The organism is Herpetosiphon giganteus (assembly GCF_016907925.1).
Lineage (GTDB): Bacteria > Chloroflexota > Chloroflexia > Chloroflexales > Herpetosiphonaceae > Herpetosiphon > Herpetosiphon giganteus.
Genome location: NZ_JAFBCZ010000008.1, coordinates 89889 through 113982, shown reverse-complemented (window position 1 = coordinate 113982; position 24094 = coordinate 89889). Strand labels below are relative to the sequence as shown.

Genomic DNA, 24094 nt, shown 5'->3' with positions numbered 1-24094 from the left:
TGAATATCCAAGGAGTGACCATGGCGCAGCCCGTAGCTACTGCCCGCCCGCGCAACTATAGCATCGATGTGATGAAGGGTTTGCTGGTTTGGGGTATGATTCTGGCCCATGTGATTAAATTTAGTGCTGATCGCCAATGGAAACAAGTTCAATTAGGCGAATTTATTGGCGATGCTAGCTCGTTTGCGGGCTTTGTCTTTTGTTTTGGCTACACTGCACGCTTTGCCTACCTCAACGATCAACCACGGTATCGCCAAATGCTCAGCACAATTATTAAGTTAGTTGTTGCCTACTATGTTTCTGGTTTGATGTCGCTGTTGTTGATAGAAAACCAACCGCTGACATGGCCCCGCTTCGTTGATCTGATTACATTTCAAAAATTGCCGATGTATTGCGAGTTTTTGATTAGCTTTGCGATTTTGCTCAGCGTTGCAATGCTGGCTCGCACGCCGTTACGTTGGCTGCTCCAACGTCCATGGCTGATGTTGGGCTTGATTGTGGCGTTGCTTGGCACAACGTTTTTTCCCTATGCCAAGGTCACTTCGGTGCCATTAAGTTTATTGGTTGGCACAAATCCACCGCTAGCCTATCCGTTTCCGGCCTTGCAATATAGCCCAATTTTCTTCTTAGGCATGCTCTTCGCTCAGCAACAATGGCGTGGCTCATGGCCAACGTGGCTCTTAGGCGGGCTTGGTTTTGCTTGGCTGGTTTGGCGCTCGCTGGAACAACAACCATTTAATCGCTTTCCGCCCAGTTGGCATTGGATTGTTGGCGGTTTGGCGGCGGCCTTGCTCTGGTTTAGCCTTGCCAGTTTGCTCGCGCGCAGCTCATGGTTTGTGCGCATCTTGCAACCAATTGGGGCCAATACTTTAGTCTACTTGCTGCTCAGCAATTTAATTATCTTCAAATCGATTCCATTTGCCCAACCATTGGGCTTAGTTTATTCAATTGCCTACACCGCAATTATTATTGGCGTGATTTGGTTTGTGCTCAGCATAAGTCGGCCAACGCCCGCAGCTCAACGTTAGAGCGGCAGAATCTCATCATCACGAATTTGGGTCAAAATGCCGTTGATATAAGTGGGATCAAGCCCAAAGCGATGGCCGCAGAGAATACCCAGCCCTTTGCTGCCACGCCGATACTCGCAGCCCAAACATTGCTCGAATTTGGCGGGAGCATCATATAAACTACATTGATCGCTTTGCGTGCTGCCAAAACGAATCAGCTTGGGTGGGCTTGTTGTCTCATCCTGCTGATCGTTGAATAAAGCACGGGCAACTTTTTTGCGCATACTGGCCTCCTTGGGTGTGGCGATGCGGCTTATTTTAGCATGTTAAGGTTGGGCATGGGTTTGCAACCACATGCGTTGGCCATCGCTGCGAATGTGAACTGAGCCATCGAGCTTTTCGTGGAGTAAGCGCCGCTCTTGGCTGCCACGGGCAAAATAGCTGCGCGGATCTTGTTGTTCTGGCTGGCCTTGGCTATAAATTAGGGCTTGCGCGCCACAGCTATTGGCCAGCAACCGATCATCGCCCCGCGACCATGGCCAAATTAAAACTTGGCATTTGAGTTTATCCAAAGGTAATTGCTTGGCAACCCGATCGCTTGGATTCAGGCCAATCAAGCTGTGCCATGAGCCAAAACTAAGCTCGATAATTGCTTGCGATTGGGCTTGGGGCGCTGCCAAAACCGTTACCTGCACATGGTCGATCGTTAATGTTTGGCCCGCTTCGATAAAGACCACGCGGCTCTGTTGCTGCTTCAAGGCTTGGGCTAGCTCAGCAGCCACAGGATCATGCTCGAACGGCGGGGCCAGCAAGATGCCAATCTGATAACTACGTGCCAAGGCCAAAGCGCCGCTTAATTGCTCTGGCTCACTGCTGGTCAACACTAAAAGATCAATCTGGCGTTGCCAAAAAGGCAAGCGCTCGCCCATAAGCGCCATAATCGCGATTGGATCGGTGCTGCCATCGATCACAATTTGCTTGGCGTTGGGTGTTTGAACCAACACGCTATTGCCAGCAATGGCGGGCACAAATAGGTGCAGATTGCCATCGCCACGATAAAGCCATGCTTGCCAAGCCACGACGATGCCACTAAGGCCAATGATTCGCGCTAGCCAGCGTTGCCAGCTGGCCAATTGCTGCCAATGTTGCCACAACTGTTGCATAGATTGCTCCTTGGCACATTGAACAGCTAGAGCCACAAAAAGCCAAAATTTGGCATGGTTGCTCGTATTTTGCGCAGCAATTTGCTAAAATGCTGCCAACACTGCGCTTGGAGGCTGGGATGACCACAGTCTGGTTGACCGAATGGCTGGCAAAACAACGCTTAACCGCGCAATACCAACAAGGCGAAGCGCTGCATCAAGCCTTGCAACTGGTGGTATTCGATTGGATTCCAGCAGTATTTGCTGGGTTGCAGCAGCAAGCTGAGGCCAATTGCTGGCCTGATCAGGGGTTTAGCCAATGCATTATTGCTAGCGCCAAGCAACTCGCCTTGTGGCATGGCAATGTTCAGCAGTATTGCGAATTGAATCAGCAGCAAACCAACCTGCCTCTGCAACTCCCCAACCTTTGGCAAGCCAACCAACCAACCCTAAGCGCCAAACAAATCCAAGCAATTCGCGCGTTTTGTAGCAGCGTCAGCAACGATCCGCGCTCTGCAAGCTGGACGATGTGCGTGGCCGATGAGGCCGAATTGTATGCCTGCGAGCTGCATGCGCACGCGCTTTTTGGCAACATTATAGCGCTTTGGCAGCCGATTATCCAAGCCTTGGCCAGCAATAACGAGCTTGAAGCCGCGATGAGCTTGATTTTGCTGCAACGCCAATTAGCTGATTATGCTGGCATTATTGAAACATTTAATCGGGCGCGGGCAGCCCATCCCCAAGCTGCGCACGAGCTTGTGCCATGGCTCGACAATCAATTAAAACCAGCCTTAATCGATGATTTACGCGCGATGCTTGAGGCGGTTTTGCTGGCTTACCAACTACACAACCCGCCTGATCGTGCCTTGCTCCAAGCGCTACACCAAGCAATTATGGCCTTAACGCCTGCTGAAGCTGGGCCTGATGATGATGCTGGCCCAACGCCTAGCCAGCAGCGCGGCCTGCCTTTGCCAGCAGTCAATGTGCCAATGCCAAATATCTTGCGCTTTGCTACCCCCGCAACGCAGACCCTGAATGAACTTAAATTGGTTTGGCAAGCCTTGCTGGCAGGGCTTGTGGTTGATGCTCAGTTTGGCAAGCGCCAGCAAGCGGTGCTGCAATGGTGGCTCGCATGGACAGCACAACAAGTATTTCAGCCAACGCAAGCCCAACAGCTGCTCAGCCAGATTCCGCATTGCCCTGCTCCGTTGGGTTTGTTGCTTGAAGCCTTGCGTGGCGAATTGGCTTTTGGGCTAGGCCAGCCTGAATTGGCCCAACACTGCTTTGGCTCAAGCATTGCCGCTAGCCAAGCCTTGCTCGACGAGCAACACTTTGCCAGCCATTCGCGCCAAAATCGGGCTTTTGTTGGCTTGTTGGCGCAATGGCAAGGCAATAGTTTGATGATGCTTGGCGATTATACTGCTGCTGAGCGTTGCTATGCGCGCATTGCCCATCTTTTGGCAGCCGACGACCACGAAGGCCAATGTTTGGCGGCAATTAATCGCGGCAATATTGCTTTTGTGCGCAATAATTTGCTCGATCATCGCGGCTACATTAGCTACGACAAAACTGAGCAAGTGTTGTTGCGTGGCGATCAACCGCCAGAAGCATGGTTGGGGCTGAAATATACCAAACATCGTCAAGCCTTGGCCCAAGCAGAACAAGCTTATGCAGAAGCCTTGGCTTTGGCCGAGCAAGCCCCAAATTTGGTTTCCTATCGCAGTTTGATTCTTGCCAATCAGGCTAATATCGCTTGGTTGCAAGCCAATTTAGTGCGTGAGGCTGGCTGGTTCTCGCCCAATTTAGCGGGCAGTTTGCACGATTTGGGGCCAGCAGATCAGCTTTATCAACAAGCTCTGCATTTATTGCAAAAGGCACTGGCGACGCTCAATCAAACAACTCCTGATCGGGTCTTGCAAGCAGGATTATTTGCCAACATCAGCGAAGTACAATTGTTGCTGGGCCAGCCCACCGCTGCCTTGAGCACAGCCCAAAATTGCTTGCAAGCGCTTGGCCTGAGCGAGCTAAAGCCGCAAGCAGCGCTCAAACAAGCCCAAATGCGTGGAATTTTGATTCCTGAGGCTGGTTGGCGAGTTTGGTTGACGATTGCCCGCGCCCATGAAGCGCTCAACGACCTGCCCAAGGCCCAGCAAGCCTATGCCAATGCTTGCGAATTGGTGCAACTGCTGCGTGAAAATGTGCAGCAAAGTGATTGGCAAATGGCAGCGCTACAAGATAAATTTCAGGTCTTTGAATGCGCTATGCATTTTCATTTCAAGCATGCAACCGACCGTCGCCGCTTGCTAGAACTGAGCGAAAGTTTGCGTGGCCATGGCTTTGAACAATTATTGGCAGCCAGCCAGATTGAGCGTGAGCGTGAACTTAGCCCCGAATTGAAACAACAACGAGCAGCCCTCGCCGCAGCGATTTCCGCCCGCAGCATGGCAATTCGTTTGGCGTTGCAACAACCTGCCAGCGCTGATCTCGTGGCATTATTGGCCGACCAACAAGCTGCTTTTGGCGCTTGGCAAGCCTTGCAAAGCAGCATTGCCCAAGCCTTGCAAAACCAAGATCACGGCTTACAACCGCAATTAGCAAACTGGCCAGCTGTCCAAACCGCCTTGGCTCAACGCCCAAACACGGTTATTTTGAGCTTTACAATTGGCAGCGAATGGAGCTATCTGTTGTACGCAGATAGTCAGCAATTGCAGGCGTTTGAGCTAGCATGCCGCGCCAAAATTGAGTATGCGGTGGCTCGTTTGATTTGGTATGTGCAGCGTGGCGCGGCGCGTTGGCCAGAGTTTGTGCGCGCCAATCGCGCGGTGGTTCAATTATTGTTTGCTGAGCTTTGGGCGGCGGGGTTGAAGGAGCAACTGCGGGGCAAGCACATTATCATCATTCCTGATGGGATTTTATATTACTTGCCCTTTGATTTGCTGTTTTTCGATGAACCGCTTGCTGCCAATCAGCAGCCACTTGATCCGGCGACCTATCGCCAAACTGCGCCTGATCAGGCCACGCCAGAGCAAATTTGCCACGATTTGCTGCCATTTTATTGGCTGAATCACGCCAGCATTTCCAGCGCTCAGTCGATTAGCCTTTGGCTGCAACTTCAGCAACAAACAACGCCGCAGGCAGAACACGTAGCCTTGGGTGTTTACAATATTAATTATCAGACCAATGTGCCAAGTGTTTATCCTGGCCATATCTATGCCCAAGAATTGATGCTGAGTTATAGCGATTTGAGCCAAACCAGCGTGCTCAGCACTGTTTTGGCAGAATTAGCGCAGCATGGCCCCACCGTGCAACTCACTGCGTGGCAAGCAGATCACACCCCAGCACAGGCCGAATTGCAATCGAACGAAGCTAATTTCAAACGCATTTTAAACGAGCAGACTATGCGCTACATTATTTTTGCTGGCCATGGCGTGTTCAACGATAAATATCCCCAATTTTCGGGCTTGGTCTTTAATTTGGCGGCCCCCGATGGCAGCAGCGATCACAGCGGCCAAGATGGCTTTTTGGCGATTCATGATCTATTTGAACTACAGTTGCCGCAGACCGAATTGATTTTTTTGGCAGCCTGCCAAGCTGGCTTGGGCTTAATTTCGCGCGGCGAGGGCATCAATAGCCTCACTCAGGCGCTCATGTATCGTGGCAGTCCCACGATTATTGCGAGCTTGTGGTCGGTCGATGTTTTGGCAACGATGGATTTGGTTACAGCCTATTTTGGCTTGCTCGGCCAGCAACCAAACGCCGATAAAGCGGCAATTTTGACTAAGGCTAAGCAACAAGTGATTGCTCAGCCGGATAAGCCGCATTTGGCCCATCCATTTTATTGGGCAGCCTTTATTCCAATTGGAAAACGATGAAGGAGCAAACTATGCCAAAGCGTTTGCTGGTGGTGGCGGTTGGGATCAGTGTCTATGCCAATCCGGCGATTCCGACCCTGCCAACCTGCCGTGATGATGTCCAAGCGTTTTTGAATGCGCTGCGTCCTTTGAGCAACCAGCCGCTGCTTGAGCAGGTATTGTTCGATGAGCAGGCAACCAAAGCAAACCTTCAGGCTGCGTTGGAATGGTTAGCCGCAACAGTAACAGCTGATGATCTGGCGATTTTTTATTATTCAGGCCATGGCGCGAGCTTCGACGACGATAATGGCGACGAGGATGATGGCAAAGAAGAATTTTTATGCCCCTATGAATGTGGCTTGGAGCAGGGCCTAAGCAGCTTCGTGCGCGATGATGAGTTGCGGGCATGGCTTACGCCAATTCGTGAAAAAGCGCCTTTGTTGGTTGTGCTCGATGCCTGTCATAGCGGCTCTGCGGCCATGGCTCCTGCTGGCTTGATCGCCAAAGAATTGCCAAATGGCTTGGTTAAGCAGATTATTGGATCGGCTGCACTTCCGCTGCGCACTGCTACCGATTCAATTCCTAGCAATCAAATGCTTTTGGCGGGCTGTAATGATAACGAACAATCCTACATTTTGCCTGGCGAAGCCAATTCGTTGTTTACTGCCAAATTGATCGAACAGCTGATCGCTGGTCAAAGCTATGATATTCAAACGTTGTTTAAAGCTGCGTATCGGGCAGTGCTTGATGCCTGCGATCTGGCCGGAATTCAGCAAAGCCCCAAGCTGACGAATGGCATGAAATCCTCACTTGTGCTGCGAGTTGATTAACCAGAATATCCCCTCTACGGGGTAGGTTAAAACAGGACGATCAACAAGGCAAATAGTTGACAGTGGGGGGATAATAAAGCGAATCTAGATAGCTAAGGAATCCCCCTTATGGTTATGCGATTGCGGGCATGGCTTGAGCGCTTGCCACAACAACATGTGGTCGAACGTCGCCAAGCGCTGTTGCTTCAACATATGGTGCTGACGCTTATCCTCGTTTCAGCGATTGGGGTTGTCACTGCACCGCTGACCAGTGGCTCCGCGAACCAATTGCTGCTGGCAGTCGTTTGTTATAGCGTGTTGGGATTGAGTTCATTGTTGGTGCTTTGGCGCATTCGATGCAATGCCTTGCAACAAGCTATTTTGATTTTATTAAGTAATTTCCTGATTCAGTTATTAATTTCGTTTTGGGCGATTGGCGTGTATACCCAAGCGGTGGGCTTTACGCTGGTTTCATTTTCGATGCCGATCGTTTTAGCTGGCCTGTTGAGCAGTCGGCGCGTGGTTTTTGGCATGACGGGCCTGACGCTAGCGATTTTTGGGCTGATTGGCTGGGCCGAATCACAGGGTTGGGCTGGCAAATTGCTGCTACCAATCAATCTGCAAGCAATTGTTGGCACTTTTACCTTGCTGACGATTTTGCAGGCAGTGATTGTTGATCGCTTTGGCAGTAATCTCCGCACGACCTTGCACGAAGCCTTGGATCGCGAAGCCAGCCTGAGCCAATTGCGCGATTCGCTTGAAACATCAGTCAATGAGCGCACCACCAGTTTGCGCCAAGCCCTAAATGAGCTTGAACAGCGTGAACTCGATTTACAGCATACCCTCGATACGCTCCAGCATAGCAAACAAATTTTTACCCAACTCAGTGCGCCAGCCTTGCCAATCTTGCCACGAATTTTGGTTATACCTTTGGTTGGCGAGGTTTCTGGCGAACGGGCTGAGGCCTTTGCCGAGAATATTTTCAATGCAATCGAAGCCAACAAAGCGCATACGATTATTCTTGATGTGACTGGTGTGACGACAATCGATACTTTTATTGGCAAAGCGCTGCTGCATATTGCCAGCACCGTGCGCTTTCTTGAGGTGCGGACAATTTTGGTCGGTTTGCGGCCTGAGGTAGCTGAAACCCTGATTGCATTGCACATTAAATTTCCATCGATTCAGACCTTCGCCAACCTTGAACAGGCAGTTTTATCGTTAATCAATCAACGACTTGTATTGAATTAGCAGAGGGGATGGCGTATGCGCAAGCGCTGGCGGATATTGCTTGATCAATTACCACAACAGAAACTAATCGAGCGTCGCCAAGCTCGGGCATTTCAATCGATTGTGCTTGGCTTGTTTGTGATTGCGGTCTTTGGCGTGATCAGTTCTGCGCTTATTTTCATCATTTTTCCTGCAACCGCTGATACCTTCAAACAACTGTTAATGGCGATGGGAGCCTATTCAATTATGGGCATTGGCTCGGCGATTGCGCTGCATCAAGTACGACATAATGCCTTGCAGCGGGCTGCGATGATTGTGAGTGGCAGCATTCAATTGATGTTATTGCTTGGCTATGCTGTGGTTGGGATTTTACGTGAAAATAGCACCTATGGCTTTGTTTTCTTTACAATTCCGTTAATTATCAGTGCCTTGCTCAATAATCGTAAAGTGTTAATTATTAATGCAGTAATTTCAATTGCAATTGTTGCATTGGTTGGAATACTCGAATATTCTGGTATGTTAAAACCAATCGACATGATTGAAAATTTTTGGGTTATTTTTGTAACCCTAACAATTGGGATTATTAGCCAAGCCTTATTAGTTGAGCGTTTTGGTAGCAGCTTGCATATGGAGATTTATAATTTATTACAACGCGAGGATGAAGCGCAACAGCTCCATAATTTATTGGAGCAAAAAGTTGTTGAGCGCAATCAAAGTTTACAGCAAGCTTTAGATGAGATTGCTCAGCGTGAACATGTGTTGCAACAAGCGCTCGATGAACTGCAAATTAGCCAAACCATTGTTGCGCAACTCAATATTCCGGTTATTCCGGTGCTACCACGCGTATTAATTGCTCCATTAATTGGCGAAATGGCTGCTGATCATGCTCAGATTTTGAAAAACGATATTTTTGCTGCGATTGAGCGGGTGAATGCCCATACCATTATTTTAGATATAACTGGAGTTTCATTAATTGACCAAGTTGTTGCTGAAACAATTATCCAAATTGCCAAAGCGTCGCAATTGCTGGGCACACAAACCATTTTGGTTGGTTTGCGCCCAGAAGTAGCAACCGCATTGGTTAACTTGAATTTGCAAGCCAACATGGTTAAAAATTATCTGACCCTCGAAAAAGCCATGCAGCCGCTGCTTCAACCGCATGTGCGCCGTGCAGCTTAATCGATTTCATCTGGTTCGGTGTTGTTTTGAAGCTCCTGCCAAAGTTGGTCAAGCACTGGCTTGATCGTATCGAAGCCAAAGCCACGGCGTTGCAAGAGGCCTGCCATTTTGCGACTAAACGCCATTTTGGTTGGCTCGTTGGCATAGCGCCGCAACGCTGAGCGAGCGACGCTAAACGCTCGTTCTTGCTCTTCATCTTGGTCGGTTAGCTCGTTCAACACTTCGCTAATCAAATCGCGCTGTACGCCTTTTTGGCTAAGCTCAGCTTGAATTGCCCGTGCGCCGCGGGGCCGATGTTGTTGGCGATTTTCGACCCAAAAGCGGGCAAAAGCGGCATCGTTAACCAAGCCAATTTGGGCGAGTTTTTCAATCGCGAGATCAATATGCTCATCGGGAAACTCACGTTTGCGCAAGCGCGTGCGAATTTCTTGGCTTGAGCGTGGGCGAGCCGCTAGAAAAACTAAGGCCGCGTTATAGGCTTTATCGACCTCTTCTGCTTGGGCAATTGCTTGCCAATCGCTCTCGCTCAGCACTTTGCCTTTGTAGAGTCCTTGGTGTTCGAGCGTGCGTAGGCTAATGCCCAAGGCAAAAACCGAATCAATATACAAATTAACCCGTTCGCGATCGTGCTGTTGCAGTTCTAGTTGGGTAATTGTTCCAGTTGGCATGGCAATTCCTCAAACAAAAAGGCGTAGCAAACCAATGCTACGCCCGCTTGCTATTAATTGGCTAAGCTGATTATTCGTCGTCGAAAATGCCATCGCCATCGTCGGCTGGGGCAGCGCCGCCATTGGCAGCAGCAGCACCGACAATTACTTTCGCGGTTGGCGCGCCTGGTGAGGCGGCCCGAATCATCTTTTCAACTTCATCAGCTAAGGCTGGATTATCTTTGAGAAACTGTTTGGCATTTTCGCGGCCTTGGCCCAAGCGATCGTCGCCAAGGTAGAACCAAGCCCCGCTTTTGCGCAGAATTTCCATGGTTACGCCAACGTCGACAATATTACCTTCGCGCGAGATGCCTTCGTTGTACATAATATCGAATTCAGCTTGGCGGAATGGTGGTGCAACTTTATTTTTGACCACTTTGACCCGCGCGCGCGCGCCAATCACATCTTGGCCTTGCTTGATGCTCTCAATTTTGCGAATATCTAAGCGGACTGAGGCATAGAATTTCAAGGCATTACCGCCGGTTGTCGTTTCGGGGTTGCCGAACATCACGCCGATTTTCATCCGCAATTGGTTGATAAAAATCAAGGCTGTGCGTGATTTGGCAACTGCGCCAGAGAGCTTACGCAACGCTTGTGACATCAAACGAGCTTGCAAACCAACGTGTGAATCGCCCATGTCGCCTTCAATTTCGGCGCGTGGCACAAGCGCTGCTACTGAGTCAACCACAATCACGTCGATTGCGCCTGAGCGCACCAAGGTTTCACAAATTTCGAGTGCTTGTTCGCCAGTGTCAGGTTGTGAGACCAACAGATCTTCAACGTTGACACCACAATTGGCTGCATAAACGGGGTCGAAGGCGTGTTCAGCATCGATAAAGGCTGCAACACCACCCATTTTTTGGGTTTCGGCAACAATATGTTGGGTCAGGGTTGTTTTACCTGAGCTTTCTGGACCATAAATTTCAATCACCCGACCCCGTGGAATCCCGCCAACCCCAAGCGCTAAGTCAAGGGCGATCGAACCAGTTGGAATGGCTTCGATCGACAAGCGTTGATCGCTCATGCGCATAATTGCGCCTTTACCAAATTGACGGTCGATCTGACTGAGGGCGGCGGCGAGGGCCTTTTCTTTTTCGGGTGAGATTGCCATTACTCGGACTCCTTGTAGATACTCTTGCTTACGAAAAAGTGCGGCAGACTTCGCGTCGCCACTGCAAGGCAGTATAGCACACTTGTTCGTCAAGTACAAGGCTTTTTTTCCTGTCTTGGATAGTACTTTCTGTTAAAGCAGCCCTAGTAACCAAACATAATCCGTTGACTTTTAGGTCTATGGCGGTATAATCCATCACCTATAGAGATTAGTTAAATTTGTTAATTACTACTCCGTATCGTCCCCCCTAATTCACTCCTATGGGGCGATGGCGTAGTGGTATACTTGCTTGGTCTAGTTTGAAACTAAAACAAGGCGCACTCTATGTACGATTTACACTGTCATATTCTGCCTGGAATTGATGATGGCCCCACCGATTGGAGTGGTTCGTTAGCAATTGCCCGCGCCTTAGTTGCCGAAGGTGTGACATGTGTGGCTGCTACGCCACACGGGCCTGGCTCAACCCAATCGCGGCTCTATTTGCCTTCGCGCTTGCGCGATTTGGTGGTGCAGTTGCGCGAATATTTGCAACGCGCAAAATTAGGCTTGCAAGTCGTTTTAGGCACGGAAATTGTGGTTGCCAGCGATTTGAGCGAGCGTTTGCGCCAAGGCGATTTATTGGGCTATGGCACCAGTCGCGCTGTTTTGTTGGAAACGCCAGCCCATATTGTGATTGAGCATTTGCAGCGCTCAATTTTCGATTTACAACTGGCAGGCCATCGGGTGATTTTGGCTCATCCCGAGCGCACTCGCGTCTTCCAAGATAATCCTAATCTTTTGATTCCATTAATTGAGCGTGGCGTAGTGGTGCAAATTACCGCTGCCAGCTTGGTTGGTTGGCACGGCCAACGTTTGCAAGATATTACAACCCAAATGGTCTATCACAATTTGGCCCAAATTATTGCCAGCGATGCGCATGCCCCAACTGGCGCACGTGCTCCTGCAATGCACGAAGCATTTACCGTTGCTAGCAAATTAATTGGCGAGCAGCGTGCCCGTCGCATGGTCGAAGAATTACCGCATTTGTTGCTTTCTGATGCGCAAATTCCTCAGGCTGAGCCATATTTTATTCAGCCCCAAAAGCAAAGTTGGTGGCGACGACGTTAATTTAATCGATAAGCGATTCTTGCGGGTTAAGGTCACCTACGGGTGGCTTTTTTGTATTTTAGGCTCTTGGAACACATGCTGCTAGGCTGCCATCCTAGCGAGGCTGTGGCTATGGTACTAGCGGCTTGATGACTAATGAGCTATAGATATTAATCAAATTCTTATCTATTTAGCCTGAATAGGTCAATGATTAACTAAGTTTGATATGATACGATACAGCTAGATATCCAGTTTTATGAGGGGTGTGTTGATGGTTCTCTTTGCAGTGTTATTGATTCTCTTTGGTGGAATTCTCTTGGTTTCGCGCCAATTTCGTGAGCAATGGTTCTATAGCGATGCGCGGCGTGGCACTGATATGGTGTTTACCCAACGGCTGCACCAGACCTTTCGCTCTGTTGGCGGCGTATTTATGCTGATCGGGCTGATCATCGTGGTGATCAATACTATTTAATCAAATCGCGCACGCCATCACTCACCTCGATGGCGTGCGCGATTTATTTTAGGCTTTGATTAGGCCTTTGGCGACCATTAATTCTGCATTGAGCAACGAACCTCCAGCGGCTCCCCGCAAGGTATTGTGGCCCAACAAGACTAATTTATAATCGAGAATTGGGCAGCGGCGGACGCGGCCAACGGTTGTCGCCATGCCGCGTTCTGCATCGCGATCGCGGCGAGGCTGTGGGCCATCGGCCAAATCGGTGACCAAAATGGGGTGCGCAGGAGCACTCGGTAAATTGAGGGTTTGCGGTTCGGCCTTGAATTCGCGCAAGGCTGCAATTAATTCTGCTTCGTCTGCTGGTGGGCGCTCGAAGGCCAATGATAAACATTCGGTATGGCCATCGATAACGGCCACCCGATTACAGTGGGCGCTGATAGTGATTTGGGCTTCTTCGATGCCCTGCGCGCCAAGTGTGCCCAACAATTTGCGTGGCTCCCACTCAACTTTCTCTTCTTCACCTTTGATTAGCGGCACAACATTATCAATAATATCAAGGCTTGGCACGCCTGGGTAGCCAGCACCTGAGATTGCTTGCATACTGACTAACAAGACTTTGCTTAGGCCAAAGGCATCGTGCAAAGCCCGCATTGGCAACACCGCGTGAGTGGTGGTGCAGTTGGGGTTGGTCAAAATGCCGCCGCTCCAACCATAATGTTGGCGTTGCAGCTCCAACAAATTAACATGGTCGGGGTTGACTTCGGGAACTAACAGCGGCACGAGTGGATCGCGGCGATGAGCGCCAGCATTCGAGAACACCAAGGCTCCAGCCTTGGCCCAAGCAATTTCGGTCGGGCCAGCAGCATCACTGGGCAAGGCACTGAACACTAGGCCAACATCACCAACCTGATCAACTGGCTGGACGGTCATCTTGGCAAATTGGCTAGGCATTTCGCCACCGATCATCCAGCGGCCAGCTTCGGCCAAGGTCTTACCAGCCGAACGCTCCGAAGCTGCAACGACCGTTACTTCAAAATAGGGGTGATCGATCAACAAGCTCAAAAAGCGTTGTCCAACCATCCCTGTTGCGCCTAGCACACCAACAGGAATCTTCTTCATACCAAAAGCCTCCGCAGTGGGAATGTTAAATAGCACCATTGCTCATCAGCTTCGTTGCTGCGCGCATTATAGCAACTCCACGCCTCCATGCAACGTACCGTAGTCTGATGGTATTAGATTTGGAGATTTAATATGTCTGATTTGTATTTTCATAAACGGATCGCAAGTTTAGAAGAAGAAGTTCAGGCTTTACGCAGTGAAATTCGTTCGCTGCGCGCTGATTTACATCCAATGATCAATCCACGGCCAACGCCAAAGCATCAGCCAACGCCAGAGCGTAATTTAGTACCTGAACGTGAGCCAGAAGCCTTGGCTGATGTGGCGCAACAGCTTTCTGAGCAGGTTTCGATGGATGAAATCGGAGCCTATTTGAAACGTGATCGCGTCAAAGCCAGCGATATTCAATTAACCGAGCAAGATATTAAGCGCAACCAGCCTCGCAACCGCAGAGCGCATGAAGGCTATCTCAGCAGGGAGGCTAGGCTAGAGTTCTTGTGGAACAACAGCTCATTATTTATTCTTTTATTTTTTTTGATTGGCATGTTGATTTTCTTTTTGGTTATTCTTTAGGCGCTTGCCAACGTGGCCACACCAGCCAAATAGCTGCGCACTGCAAAATCAAAGGCTGCGCTTAAATCGCCGCCGCGTTGAAGTTGTTGATTGAGTTCAAGCAAGATAAAGCCATGAATTAGCCCCAGCATGCCGCGCAAAGCGCTCAGCGAATGCTCTTGGCCACTAATTTGGGCCATGATGGCCTGCACTGGCAGCACCATTGCGACCAAGCTTGCTGGATCGGCGCGTTGTTCGGCGCTGGCAGCAGTAAAGGCCAGAGCATAATTTTTGGGCTGGGCATGGGCAAATTGGCGATGGCCATGGCAAATTGCGAGCATTTGGTTTTGTGGATCGTCAGCACTGGTATTCAAGGCCTGACTATAGGTCTCAAACAATTGCTGAATCGTGATTGTCACAATGCCTTTGAGCAAAGCGGTTTTATTGGTAACATAGCGATATAACGATGGTGCTTTGATGCCCAACTCGCTTGCCAAGCTGGCTAATGCCAATTGCTCAACTCCATCACGTTCGATTAATCGTTGAGCAGTAGCAATAATTGTTGGGTAATCGGTTTGGGCAGGATAGGCCATACAAATTCCTCTTAAACGCGCCCCAAATGGGTATCTTTAAACTGAGTTGGGTATTTTAGCCCATAGCCGAGCATACGATCAAGCCCAATATGCGCCAACCAGATCAAGCCAATTTGCAGCCCCACGCTCCAATCGTTGACCACCCAAAGTGCCAAAAAGCTCAATGGCACAAGCGTAACATGAGCAAGATTGTAGCAAATGCTGCCGACTTTTGGCCCCCACAGATAGCCCAGCATCGCCAGATCGGGCGCAAACAAGGCGAGGCCAAATTGCCACCAACTAAAACCTTGCCAGGCATAGCCCAAAATCGCAATCAATAATAAACCCAAGCCTTCAACATGTAATAATTGCTTCGCCAAACTTGCTGTTTTCATAACCAACCTCAAGACTAATTCAATTAGTTTATAAGCCTAATGATAGTAGTCTTTGGATTGTTTGTAAAGACTAAATTGATTAGTTTTTGAATTATTGGTTTTGATACTTGCGTCGCCATTCGGCCACAGTCAGAATTTCTTCGCGCAGTTCGTGGGTGGGCTGAGCCAAGCAGGCATCAAATTGGGCAGTTAATTGGGCTGAATCAAAGCTCTGGCTGCGACCAATGACCACAATTTTGCTGTGCGGCGGGGTTGCACCCCAAGGCTCGCCGAGTTGCAAACTCGCCCGTTTGCCTGCTAACTGAACAATTGCTTGGCGCTCAGGCGCTTCGGCCAAATAGACAATGCCTTTAGCACGAAAAATTGAGTTTGGCAGCTGTTGAAAGGCGTGTTGTAGGCTGCTCATGCTAAACGGATTCGCAGTTTGGTAATGCCAGGTTTGCCAATCTTGGTCGTGCTGATGCGCAAATTCATGGCGATCAGCGAGTAAATCAATCTGATATTGGCCAATGCCAAGCAGCAGATCGATTGGCACAACGCCATATTCAGCAGTCAAGATGCGGGCGCGTGGCACGATTGCTTGAATCCAATTGATCACTCGTTGCTGTTGGGCAGGATCAATTAAATCGATTTTGTTGACCACTATAATATCGGCGGCGGCAATTTGATCGCCGACTTGGACGATTTGCTGGCGCTGTTCCTGAATGCGCTCTGCATCGACGACCGCCACGATTGCAGCGAGGCTAATTAATGAGCGCAAGGCTGGCAAGCGGAAGGTTAAGGCAACTGAAACTGGGTCGGAAACCCCGCTGGCCTCGACGATAATATAATCTGGACGATCGGGGCGTTCGAGCAATTCGAGGGTAGTGCTCAGCAAATCCTCGCGAATTGTGCAGCAAATACAGCCATTCGCCAGATTCACAATTTCGTTAGCCTCAACCCCAACGACTAATTGGGCATCGATATTGATTGCGCCAAAATCGTTGACCAGCACCGCGATTTTGAGGCCATGCTGGGCTGTGAGCAAACGGTTGAGCACGGTGGTTTTGCCTGCGCCCAAAAAGCCAGTCAAAATCGTTATCGGAATCGGCGTTGCTTTGCTCATCATACACTCCTCCTAATTGCTTGTTAACCGCGAAGATCGCAAAGAATCGCTAAATTGATCTTCGTGGTGCTTCGTGTTCTTCGTGGTTAAAAAACAAAAACCCCTCGTTCCGCTGAGAACAAGGGGCTGAGCCAAAGCCCAATTTAGCTGACAGTTACTTTGGTCATGCTATCGCCTTGGCGAATGGCGTTGACCACATCTTGACCTTCGGTGACCTTACCAAACACGGTATGGCGGCCATCGAGGTGAGGTTGTGGGCCGTGGGTGATGAAGAATTGTGAGCCATTGGTGCCTGGGCCTGCATTGGCCATTGAAAGCACGCCGGTTTCGTGCTTGAGTGGATTACCTTTGAACTCATCTTCGAAGCGATAGCCTGGGCCACCGGTGCCGGTGCCAGTTGGATCGCCACCTTGAACCATAAAGTTTGAGATCACGCGGTGAAAGACCACGCCATCATAGAACCCTTCGTTGATCAAAAACACAAAATTATTGACCGTTTTGGGTGCATATTCTGGATACAACTCGATGGTGATGTTCCCTTTGGTTGTTTCCATAGTGACGACATAGTGTTTCGTGGTGTCAATCGACATCGCTGGCGCTGACTTCCATTGTTTTGCGGCCACGTGAGACCCCTTTCGACTAAAGAATCGTGAAAACATTATCACCCTAGGGTTATAACACAAGAAAGCGACCGCAAGCAATTGGCGGTCGCTCAAAGCAACATCGGCTACGCTGTGAGCTACTCAGACTTGCCTTGGCGAACCAACAGTTTCAAGCTATTACTGGCCGAAAAGCCAGGCGTTTTTGTAGCTTCGATTGTCATCCGTTCGCGCGTTTTTGGGTTGACCCCTTGGCGAGCTTGGCGCTCGCGAACTTCAAAGGTACCGAACCCAGTCAGGACAACTTTTTCGCCAGCTTGCAAGCGCTCGCTGACCACATCCAACATAGCATCGACAACGCGGCGTGCCTCTTTTTTAGAAATGCCGGTGCGTTCAGCGACCTCAGCAATGAACTCGATTTTTTGCATTGCACGCTCCTTAATCCTAGCGAAGCTACAATCGTTACCCCCGATTATACCATAAGCAGTATGCGCTGTGGAACATTTTAGCCCATTAGATAGGCCAATTTACTCATTATGGTTGCTTGCCCTGAATACCGCAGCATGCTATACTTGCGTACATTCATCGACGCTACGATGACCGATTATGCACCCGGAGGAAACCGTATGCCACAGACACGCATTGTCATCGCCGATGACGAATCGCTGATTCGCATGAATCTGCGTGAAACGTTAGTTGGCCTCGGCTATCTTGTCGTTGGGGAAGCTGGTGATGGCGTGAGCGTTATCAACCTTGCCCGCGAACTACGCCCAGACGTAGTGGTGATGGACATCAAAATGCCCAAACTGGATGGTATCCAGGCAGCCAAAGTGCTGACTGAAGAGAAAATTGCCCCGGTCTTGCTCTTGACTGCCCACAGCGACAAAGAGTTGGTCGAGCGCGCCCGCGACGCTGGTGTTGTGGGGTATCTCAGCAAGCCCTTTCGCGATAGCGATTTGATGCCAGCACTCGAAATTGCCCGCGCCCGTTTTGAAGAGTTCCTGACCCTCGAACAACAAGTCGGCGACCTGAAGGAAACGCTCGAAACTCGCAAGATTATCGAACGTGCCAAGGGCATGTTGATGGATTCTCAAGGGCTGAAAGAATCTGAGGCTTTCCGCAAGATTCAGCAATTGAGCATGAATACCCGCAAGTCGATGCGCGAAGTTGCCTCGGCCTTGCTGTTGGCCAACCAGATGGAGCAACAAAAGTAAGTTATGTTACGTCGCCCCTCTCAGCAACAACTTGTCGCTGTGTTGCGGGCGACGTTGCCTTTGCTGCTGGCCGCCTTCCTAGGCGGTTTAGTTGCGCTCGCCCTGCAACCAGATCCTCCCGCCCAACAACCTGTCATTCAAATTGTTACCCCAACGGTGCTCAAGGCCGCTGCCACCGAGGTGCTGCCCGCCCCTGCGCCGTCCCCAATGCCCGCCACTCCAACGATTATCGTCTTTCCCGAGGATACAATTTCTTTGGAATTGGTAACTCTGCGCCGCGATTTGGAGTTTACTGCTGGTAGTTTGCATTTGCTGCGCGCCACTATCCGCATTCAAAATGCCCGCATCGCCCATAGAAACCTGCAAACTGGCAATGTCGAAGCCCAACTCGATTTGGCCCAAGCCGATTTGGATGCAGCCTTTCCACTGGTCAGCGATGAAGTCCGCGCCGCAATCCAAGGTCTCAACGATCAAATTAATTATCTGCGCGATGATCTCACTATTCGCCCAGAAACGATCGACTCGCGGCTTGCCGATTTGACCGAGCAGTTGTTGGTGCTGGCGAATCGCGATTTACCCTAGACCAAGAACATAGAACATAGAGCATAGAACATAGGGAGCTGAGGAGGAAGAACATAGAACATAGAGCATAGAACATAGGGAGCTGAGATCGAAGAGCGCGTTTTTTAGCCACGAATTGCACAGATTTTTGGGATAATGTTTCTCCTGATCCCTCACCCCCCAGCCCCTCTCCCACTGGACGCGGGCGAGGGGGGCATCTGTCGTTAACCAACGAATTGCGCAAGAACCACGGGATTAAAGCCCCTCGCCCGCGCCACGGGAGAGGGGTTGGGGTGAGGGGATGCCTCTCGTTGCCCATCCAATGAACTATTACATTTATATTCTTTGCCTTCAGCCTTCATCCTTCATCCCTCATCCTTGCAAAGCTTCCCCCATGAATTCACCTTGACAAGACCATGATAGTTTAATACTCTAGAAGTAGATTATTCTACTTCTAGGATATATGTGCTATGAAAAAGTTGACTCAGGCTGAAGCGGCGATTTTAAGCTTGTTGGCGGAGCAGCCACGCTATGGCTATGAGCTCGAACAAATTATTCAGGCGCGGGGGATGCGCTTATGGACGGAAATAGCGTTTTCGTCGATTTATTATTTGCTCAAAAAGCTTGAGCAAGCTCAATTGGTGGCGGGCGAAACCTCGCAAGGCGATGGGCGGCCTTCGCGAATGGTTTATAACATTCTACCAAGTGGTAGGGCTGCATTGCAAGAGAGTTTGCAAGCGATGTTGAGCATGCCCCAACAACGCTATTCATCGTTGCTCTTAGCCATGGCCAATTTTCCATTGCTTGAGCTTAACGATATTATCAACGCCTTAGAGCACTATTGCGCTGAATTACGCGCGCAAATTGAGCGCGTGCAGCAACGCCGCGCCGAAGCGCCAACCGAAGTTTGGCATATCCAAGGCCTGTTTGATTATAGCGAAACCATGATTCAGGCTGAGCACGATTGGCTCACCAAGTATCTGCTGCACATTCGCCAACAGCTTAACGAGGCTTGATCGAAGCTAATCCACGCCCATTTATCATTAAACGGGCGTGGGCGGCTAGTCAACGCTTAGAAGAGCAATTAAAGAGAGCAAGAGCAGGCTACCACGTGAGTATCAATCATGCGGGATTCGATTATTTTGACTGCATGAAACATACACTATTCTATGCAGTCAAAACAAACGGCTATTATCGGGTATACGAGCCGTCGCTCTGCCTTCCTTGGTTCGGTGTAGCCATGCCCTCGGCTGTTCGTAGCAGTGCGAGGAGATTCTATTCATCCTCTAGGACTAATAATTCTCCGACGGTACATGGGAGCCATGTACAAATTCTCCCCAAGTCATCAAGCGGCACATTCTTAATAGTGTTGTTAAGTAGTCGTTCAACAGCACTACGGCTTGCACCAGATTCTGCCGTGATAACTCGTATCCCCAACTTGCGATCTTCTTTGACTTCTTTTTGTGCCACAAGGACACGGAGGTAGCTTTTAACTTTCATAGCAACAGCTTAATATAGTATAATTTTTTGTGCAAAAATACTACATTATTGGTTTTAATACTCTATATATTGACTATTGTACGACTTAGTGGTATTGTATTGGCAAATAAGCGAAAAATATCACGACTGACGACCTTGATCACGATGTGTTACGGGAACAAGCGATCAAGCAATTGATGCGAGAGATGGAATCCAAAGCCGTCATCAGCCTGCAATATGAAGCCCGTCAAACTGGCTATGAAGCAGGATACGCTGCTGCACTCGCCAGTATCCAATCCACCTTTACCGCATTCAATTCCTAATTGATTATCGGTTGATTGTTTTCGTCACGCCAGCGACAAACACACTGGCGTGATGGAGCGTGCCAACCAAAAGGAAGCCTAATCATGCGAACGCTGACCCGTTGCTTTAAGTATCGACTGTATCCTACCACTGACCAACAAACCACCTTGGTACAGTGGGCGGGTTGCCGACGCTTCGTCTGGAATTGGGCGCTGCACTGCAAGCAAACTCACTACCAAGCAACGGGTCAAAGACTGAGCTATCAACGGCTTGCGGCGATGTTGGTTGATCTGAAACGTCAGCCCAAAACGGCATTTTTGCGTGATTGCCATTCGCAACCCTTGCAGCAAGCGCTGATGGATTTAGAAACCTCCTTCACTCACTTTTTTGCCAAACGGGCGAAGTATCCGCGCTTCAAATCTCGCAAAATCACACCGCACAGTCTCCGCTTCCCGCAAGGTGTGGCAGTAGTCGATGAACGCACCATTAGCGTCCCAAAAATCGGGCATATGCAGGCAATCATTCATCGCCCACTGATGGGGATAGCGAAGGGTGCAACAATCAAACAGGATGCCACAGGCGCGTGGTGGGTCATTTTCGTCTGTCATATCGACCTCCCTGATGTGCAACCAACAGCTGATCGACTTGTGGGCATTGATGTCGGGCTTGAATCCTTCACCACGCTGTCAACGGGCGAGAAAACAGCACCCCCCAAGTTCTACCGCCGCAACCAGAAGAACCTTGCCCGCGCTCAGCGGAAACTCTCACGCGCCCAAAAGGGCAGCAACAACCGCTTGAAAGCAAAAAAGCGCGTTGCCCGACTTCATAAGAAAATCAGTAACCAACGCGCCGATTGGCTGCATAAGCATGCGTTGCGGATCGTTCGACAATTCGACGTGGTGTGCATCGAAGATCTGAATATCAAAGGCCTTGCGAGAACCAAGCTGGCCAAATCATTCAGCGATGCCGCCCTGAGTACCTTCATGCAAATGCTGCACGATAAAGCGGAATGGCACGGACGACGAGTTGTTAAGGTTGGGCGGTTCTACGCCTCATCGAAAACGTGCCACTTCTGTCATTCCAAGAATGCCTTGAAGCTGGCTGACCGCGTGTGGACATGTCCCACGTGTAGCATGACTCATGATCGCGATATCAACGCCGCGATCAACATCTTGTATGAAGGAATACGCCTGCTTGCCGTTGGGACGACGGAAAGCCAAAACGCTGCTCGAGATGGTGTAAATCCAGCGAAACGCTGGTAGCTGTCGTTGAAGGCAGAAGCCACGCCCCTTGTGGGCGTGGTAGTTCACTTGCTTGCTTGGGGAATAAATTGGCGATAGCTTGGGCTAGCAGGAACGTCATTAATTGCAAAGCTGGCAATGCCTAATGATGGGGTTGCACCAACGTGGGTAAAGCTGCCTGCAATATGCACATTCTCGGCGGTTGCTGCTAGTTCATAAATTGAGCCATTCGGTACATGCTCAAAGCCTTGCCAGTTGGTACCATCCCAGCGGGCAATCGGGCCGACTGTTTGCCCATCGACGGCGCTAAATTCGCCTGCGACATACAAATAGTCGTCATCAACACTACGCAAGACTCTGGGCACATCGTTGAAGGTTGCCAGCGTAACTAGCTCTTGGCTGGCAAAATCGAAGCGGCGTAATTCGTTGTTGTAGAGCAAATACAGGCCATCACGCCAAGCCACAATTTCAAAACTAGGGCGATTATCAAATTGCTGCCACGCAGTCACTTCTTGCCACGTTGTGCCATTCCACTCGGAAATATATACCAGCCACGAACCACGATCGGCTTCAGAGCGTACAGTATACAATTTTTGATTGGCAGCATAAATTGGGCCAAAATTATACTGATCGGTAAGTTGCTGCCAGTGGTTGCCATCAATCGCGACCGCGCCAGTAATTGGTTGGCTATTGATCGTGCCTGAGTACATGCTGGCCAAAACTTGCGTGCCTGAGATCGACCAGGTAACTGATTGCGGCTTGAGAACGACTGGCGCAGTGAGGCTGCCATTTGGGGCATATTGCCAAATCGCACTGGCAACGCTCGAGGTCGTGGTAAATGGACTACTGGCAACCAAGTAGGTATGCTGGGCATCGGTGGTTAACAAGCGGGCATCATAGGGTGCATTACCCAAGGTTTGCCAGGCTGTACCATTCCAGAATTGCAGATTGGTTTTGGTTATTTGCCCAAAACCCACCAATGGCGAGCCTTGAAGATTGCCAAGATCATTAACCCAGCGATGGCTCGTGGTGGTGGCTAAATTGGTGAGATTCGCGCCATCCCAAAAGACCAATTGGCTTGCTTGGCCGTTGAGCGTGAAATCGCCAGCAAGGTAGATGCCATTGCTACTGGCTTCAATCGCATTAATAGCGCCAATTTGCATGGGCAGATTGACACTGTTCCAGCCAGCATTGCTGCGTTGCCAAAGTTGGCTATTAGTTGCTGCATAGGCTTGGCTATTCCATTCCACTAAATCAAGCGCCGAACCAGTGATCAATGATGGATCAGCAAGCCAATTGTTGGCTGCCCAATGGTAGATTTTGGTTTTGACCCCTTGATCGTAGATTGGCTGGCGAATATAGAAGGTATTGCTCAAAACATGGGTTTCTTGGGCGGGATAAATGTACTGAGGCATTGGGAGATTGTGCCAAACGCCTTGTTGCCAGCGGGCAAAATAATCAATTGCCGTGTTATCAATCGACAGCACTTCGCCAGAAACCACAACCGCCTCATCAGTCGCCGCAAATTGATAGAGCGAGCTATCGATATTGGCAACGTTGCGATAGCCAGTTGGTTGCCATGCCAGCAATGAATTAACCACTAAATCGTTAAAGCCTGAAAAATTGCCGCTAACATACAAGGTATCGCTGACCACATCAAGATCATGCACTTTGGCGATATTCGAATAATCATAGAAATCGCTGGTGCCACTAAAGCCCGTGCCAAACGCTTCAAAGGCTGTGCCATTCCAGCGAGCGATGCCATTCATGGTCTGGCCGCTAAATTGGCGAAAGCCACCCCCAACAATTAATTGATCGTGGTAGGTCGTCATGGCGCGAATGGCCCCAGCATCATTGGGCTGCAAGCCATAGCCTTGCCATGCAGTGCCATTCCACGAGGCAAGGCCATTGAATTGCTGACCATTCAGATATTTGAAACCACCAGTTACATACAGCCGATCATGTTCATCGACATATAATTTGCTGATCGTTCCTGGAATCTCAAGATTGTTCTGAAGAGTGGGATTCCATGTGCCAGTAATCACGCTGCTGGTCGTTAATGGGGCTGGATGCAGCTTGGCGAGATTGTGACTAAGCGTTGGATTGGGGGCGCTCAAGCTGCTGCTTGCAAGGCTGGGGCGCTGGGCTTGGGCGGTTGCAAGATTGAGTAATAACCCAATTAAGATTAAACAAAAGCCGATGTTTCTGCCGACGATCCGTTTGCGTACCATTGTGAACTCCAATAGGCATTAATCAATGCCACTAGCTATTGCTAGCCAGGTGTAGCGGACTATAACGTAAACTACAACTACTACCTCGCCTCGTAAACTAGTATAAAAAGCTTGTCAATGATTTTATTAAAGGCGCTCAATTTTTTTGAC

At 49.7% G+C, this 24094-nt stretch carries 24 protein-coding genes; 12 read left to right on the top strand and 12 right to left on the bottom strand.

The genetic code is table 11. From position 1 onward, the window contains the following. Positions 1–20: 20 nt before the first annotated feature. A complete protein-coding gene (locus JOD20_RS09575; protein WP_204755054.1) occupies positions 21–1028 on the top strand; it encodes an acyltransferase family protein in 1008 nt (335 codons plus the stop codon). On the opposite strand, the gene JOD20_RS09570 is transcribed toward JOD20_RS09575, so the two are convergent. Further along, positions 1025–1291, bottom strand: coding sequence for a hypothetical protein (locus JOD20_RS09570; RefSeq protein ID WP_204755053.1), 267 nt, complete (start codon positions 1289–1291; stop codon positions 1025–1027). The two genes, JOD20_RS09575 and JOD20_RS09570, sit on opposite strands and share 4 nt — an antisense overlap. Before the next feature lie 42 nt (positions 1292–1333). Next, on the bottom strand, positions 1334–2170 hold the full coding sequence (locus JOD20_RS09565) for a ComEC/Rec2 family competence protein (protein ID WP_204755052.1): 837 nt from the start codon (positions 2168–2170) through the stop codon (positions 1334–1336). A 119-nt stretch (positions 2171–2289) separates the two neighbouring features. Between JOD20_RS09565 and JOD20_RS09560 the strand changes: the two genes are divergently transcribed. The 4 genes from JOD20_RS09560 (at position 2290) to JOD20_RS09545 (ending at position 9215) form a co-directional block, all read left to right on the top strand. Continuing rightward, a complete protein-coding gene (locus tag JOD20_RS09560) occupies positions 2290–6021 on the top strand; it encodes a CHAT domain-containing protein (RefSeq protein WP_204755051.1) in 3732 nt (1243 codons plus the stop codon). A gap of 11 nt (positions 6022–6032) precedes the next feature. Further along, the gene (locus JOD20_RS09555; protein WP_204755050.1) at positions 6033–6830 is read left to right on the top strand and encodes a caspase family protein; all 798 of its coding nucleotides are present in this window, start codon (positions 6033–6035) and stop codon (positions 6828–6830) included. A 108-nt stretch (positions 6831–6938) separates the two neighbouring features. Next, a complete protein-coding gene (locus JOD20_RS09550; protein ID WP_204755049.1) occupies positions 6939–8057 on the top strand; it encodes an STAS domain-containing protein in 1119 nt (372 codons plus the stop codon). A gap of 15 nt (positions 8058–8072) precedes the next feature. Beyond that, positions 8073–9215, top strand: a complete 1143-nt coding sequence (locus JOD20_RS09545; protein ID WP_204755048.1) for an STAS domain-containing protein — start codon at positions 8073–8075, stop codon at positions 9213–9215. On the opposite strand, the gene JOD20_RS09540 is transcribed toward JOD20_RS09545, so the two are convergent. After that, complete coding sequence (locus JOD20_RS09540; protein ID WP_204755047.1) at positions 9212–9883, bottom strand: RecX family transcriptional regulator; 672 nt, start codon at positions 9881–9883, stop codon at positions 9212–9214. The two genes, JOD20_RS09545 and JOD20_RS09540, sit on opposite strands and share 4 nt — an antisense overlap. Before the next feature lie 70 nt (positions 9884–9953). Further along, positions 9954–11033: a recombinase RecA gene (gene recA / locus JOD20_RS09535; RefSeq protein ID WP_054535479.1), complete on the bottom strand. Its 1080-nt coding sequence runs from the start codon at positions 11031–11033 to the stop codon at positions 9954–9956. Between the two features lie 324 nt (positions 11034–11357). On the opposite strand from recA, the gene JOD20_RS09530 reads away from it, so the two are divergent. Both JOD20_RS09530 and JOD20_RS09525 read left to right on the top strand, forming a co-directional pair. Then, positions 11358–12140: a tyrosine-protein phosphatase gene (locus JOD20_RS09530; protein ID WP_054535480.1), complete on the top strand. Its 783-nt coding sequence runs from the start codon at positions 11358–11360 to the stop codon at positions 12138–12140. 250 nt (positions 12141–12390) lie between these two features. Next, positions 12391–12591, top strand: a complete 201-nt coding sequence (locus tag JOD20_RS09525) for a hypothetical protein (RefSeq protein WP_204755046.1) — start codon at positions 12391–12393, stop codon at positions 12589–12591. 48 nt (positions 12592–12639) lie between these two features. Here JOD20_RS09525 and asd read toward each other — a convergent pair whose 3' ends face one another. Continuing rightward, a complete protein-coding gene (gene asd, locus JOD20_RS09520) occupies positions 12640–13695 on the bottom strand; it encodes an aspartate-semialdehyde dehydrogenase (RefSeq protein ID WP_204755045.1) in 1056 nt (351 codons plus the stop codon). Between the two features lie 132 nt (positions 13696–13827). Here asd and JOD20_RS09515 point away from each other — a divergent pair, with 132 nt between their 5' ends. Continuing rightward, a complete protein-coding gene (locus tag JOD20_RS09515; RefSeq protein ID WP_204755044.1) occupies positions 13828–14265 on the top strand; it encodes a hypothetical protein in 438 nt (145 codons plus the stop codon). On the opposite strand, the gene JOD20_RS09510 is transcribed toward JOD20_RS09515, so the two are convergent. From JOD20_RS09510 to JOD20_RS09490, 5 genes are all read right to left on the bottom strand, one after another. Beyond that, entirely contained in the window at positions 14262–14837 is a 576-nt protein-coding gene (locus tag JOD20_RS09510) for a TetR/AcrR family transcriptional regulator (RefSeq protein WP_204755043.1), read from the bottom strand. The genes JOD20_RS09515 and JOD20_RS09510 overlap by 4 nt on opposite strands. Positions 14838–14848: 11 nt before the next feature. Then, on the bottom strand, positions 14849–15211 hold the full coding sequence (locus JOD20_RS09505; protein WP_204755042.1) for a DUF4260 domain-containing protein: 363 nt from the start codon (positions 15209–15211) through the stop codon (positions 14849–14851). A 91-nt stretch (positions 15212–15302) separates the two neighbouring features. Further along, positions 15303–16319 (bottom strand): CobW family GTP-binding protein, encoded by a 1017-nt coding sequence (locus JOD20_RS09500; RefSeq protein WP_239583798.1) that lies wholly within the window; start codon positions 16317–16319, stop codon positions 15303–15305. A 140-nt stretch (positions 16320–16459) separates the two neighbouring features. Beyond that, entirely contained in the window at positions 16460–16906 is a 447-nt protein-coding gene (locus JOD20_RS09495; protein ID WP_382294578.1) for a peptidylprolyl isomerase, read from the bottom strand. A gap of 149 nt (positions 16907–17055) precedes the next feature. Further along, positions 17056–17343: an HU family DNA-binding protein gene (locus tag JOD20_RS09490; RefSeq protein WP_054535488.1), complete on the bottom strand. Its 288-nt coding sequence runs from the start codon at positions 17341–17343 to the stop codon at positions 17056–17058. Between the two features lie 198 nt (positions 17344–17541). Here JOD20_RS09490 and JOD20_RS09485 point away from each other — a divergent pair, with 198 nt between their 5' ends. The 3 genes from JOD20_RS09485 (at position 17542) to JOD20_RS09475 (ending at position 19706) form a co-directional block, all read left to right on the top strand. After that, entirely contained in the window at positions 17542–18129 is a 588-nt protein-coding gene (locus JOD20_RS09485) for an ANTAR domain-containing response regulator (protein WP_012191727.1), read from the top strand. A 3-nt stretch (positions 18130–18132) separates the two neighbouring features. After that, positions 18133–18711: a hypothetical protein gene (locus tag JOD20_RS09480; protein WP_204755040.1), complete on the top strand. Its 579-nt coding sequence runs from the start codon at positions 18133–18135 to the stop codon at positions 18709–18711. Between the two features lie 449 nt (positions 18712–19160). Beyond that, complete coding sequence (locus tag JOD20_RS09475; RefSeq protein ID WP_204755039.1) at positions 19161–19706, top strand: PadR family transcriptional regulator; 546 nt, start codon at positions 19161–19163, stop codon at positions 19704–19706. Positions 19707–19965: 259 nt separating this feature from the next. On the opposite strand, the gene JOD20_RS26985 is transcribed toward JOD20_RS09475, so the two are convergent. Then, on the bottom strand, positions 19966–20190 hold the full coding sequence (locus JOD20_RS26985; RefSeq protein ID WP_204755038.1) for a helix-turn-helix domain-containing protein: 225 nt from the start codon (positions 20188–20190) through the stop codon (positions 19966–19968). Positions 20191–20576: 386 nt separating this feature from the next. Here JOD20_RS26985 and JOD20_RS09465 point away from each other — a divergent pair, with 386 nt between their 5' ends. After that, positions 20577–21734, top strand: a complete 1158-nt coding sequence (locus JOD20_RS09465; protein ID WP_204755037.1) for an RNA-guided endonuclease InsQ/TnpB family protein — start codon at positions 20577–20579, stop codon at positions 21732–21734. 44 nt (positions 21735–21778) lie between these two features. Here JOD20_RS09465 and JOD20_RS09460 read toward each other — a convergent pair whose 3' ends face one another. Beyond that, positions 21779–23944: a hypothetical protein gene (locus JOD20_RS09460; RefSeq protein WP_204755036.1), complete on the bottom strand. Its 2166-nt coding sequence runs from the start codon at positions 23942–23944 to the stop codon at positions 21779–21781. Positions 23945–24094: the final 150 nt, after the last annotated feature.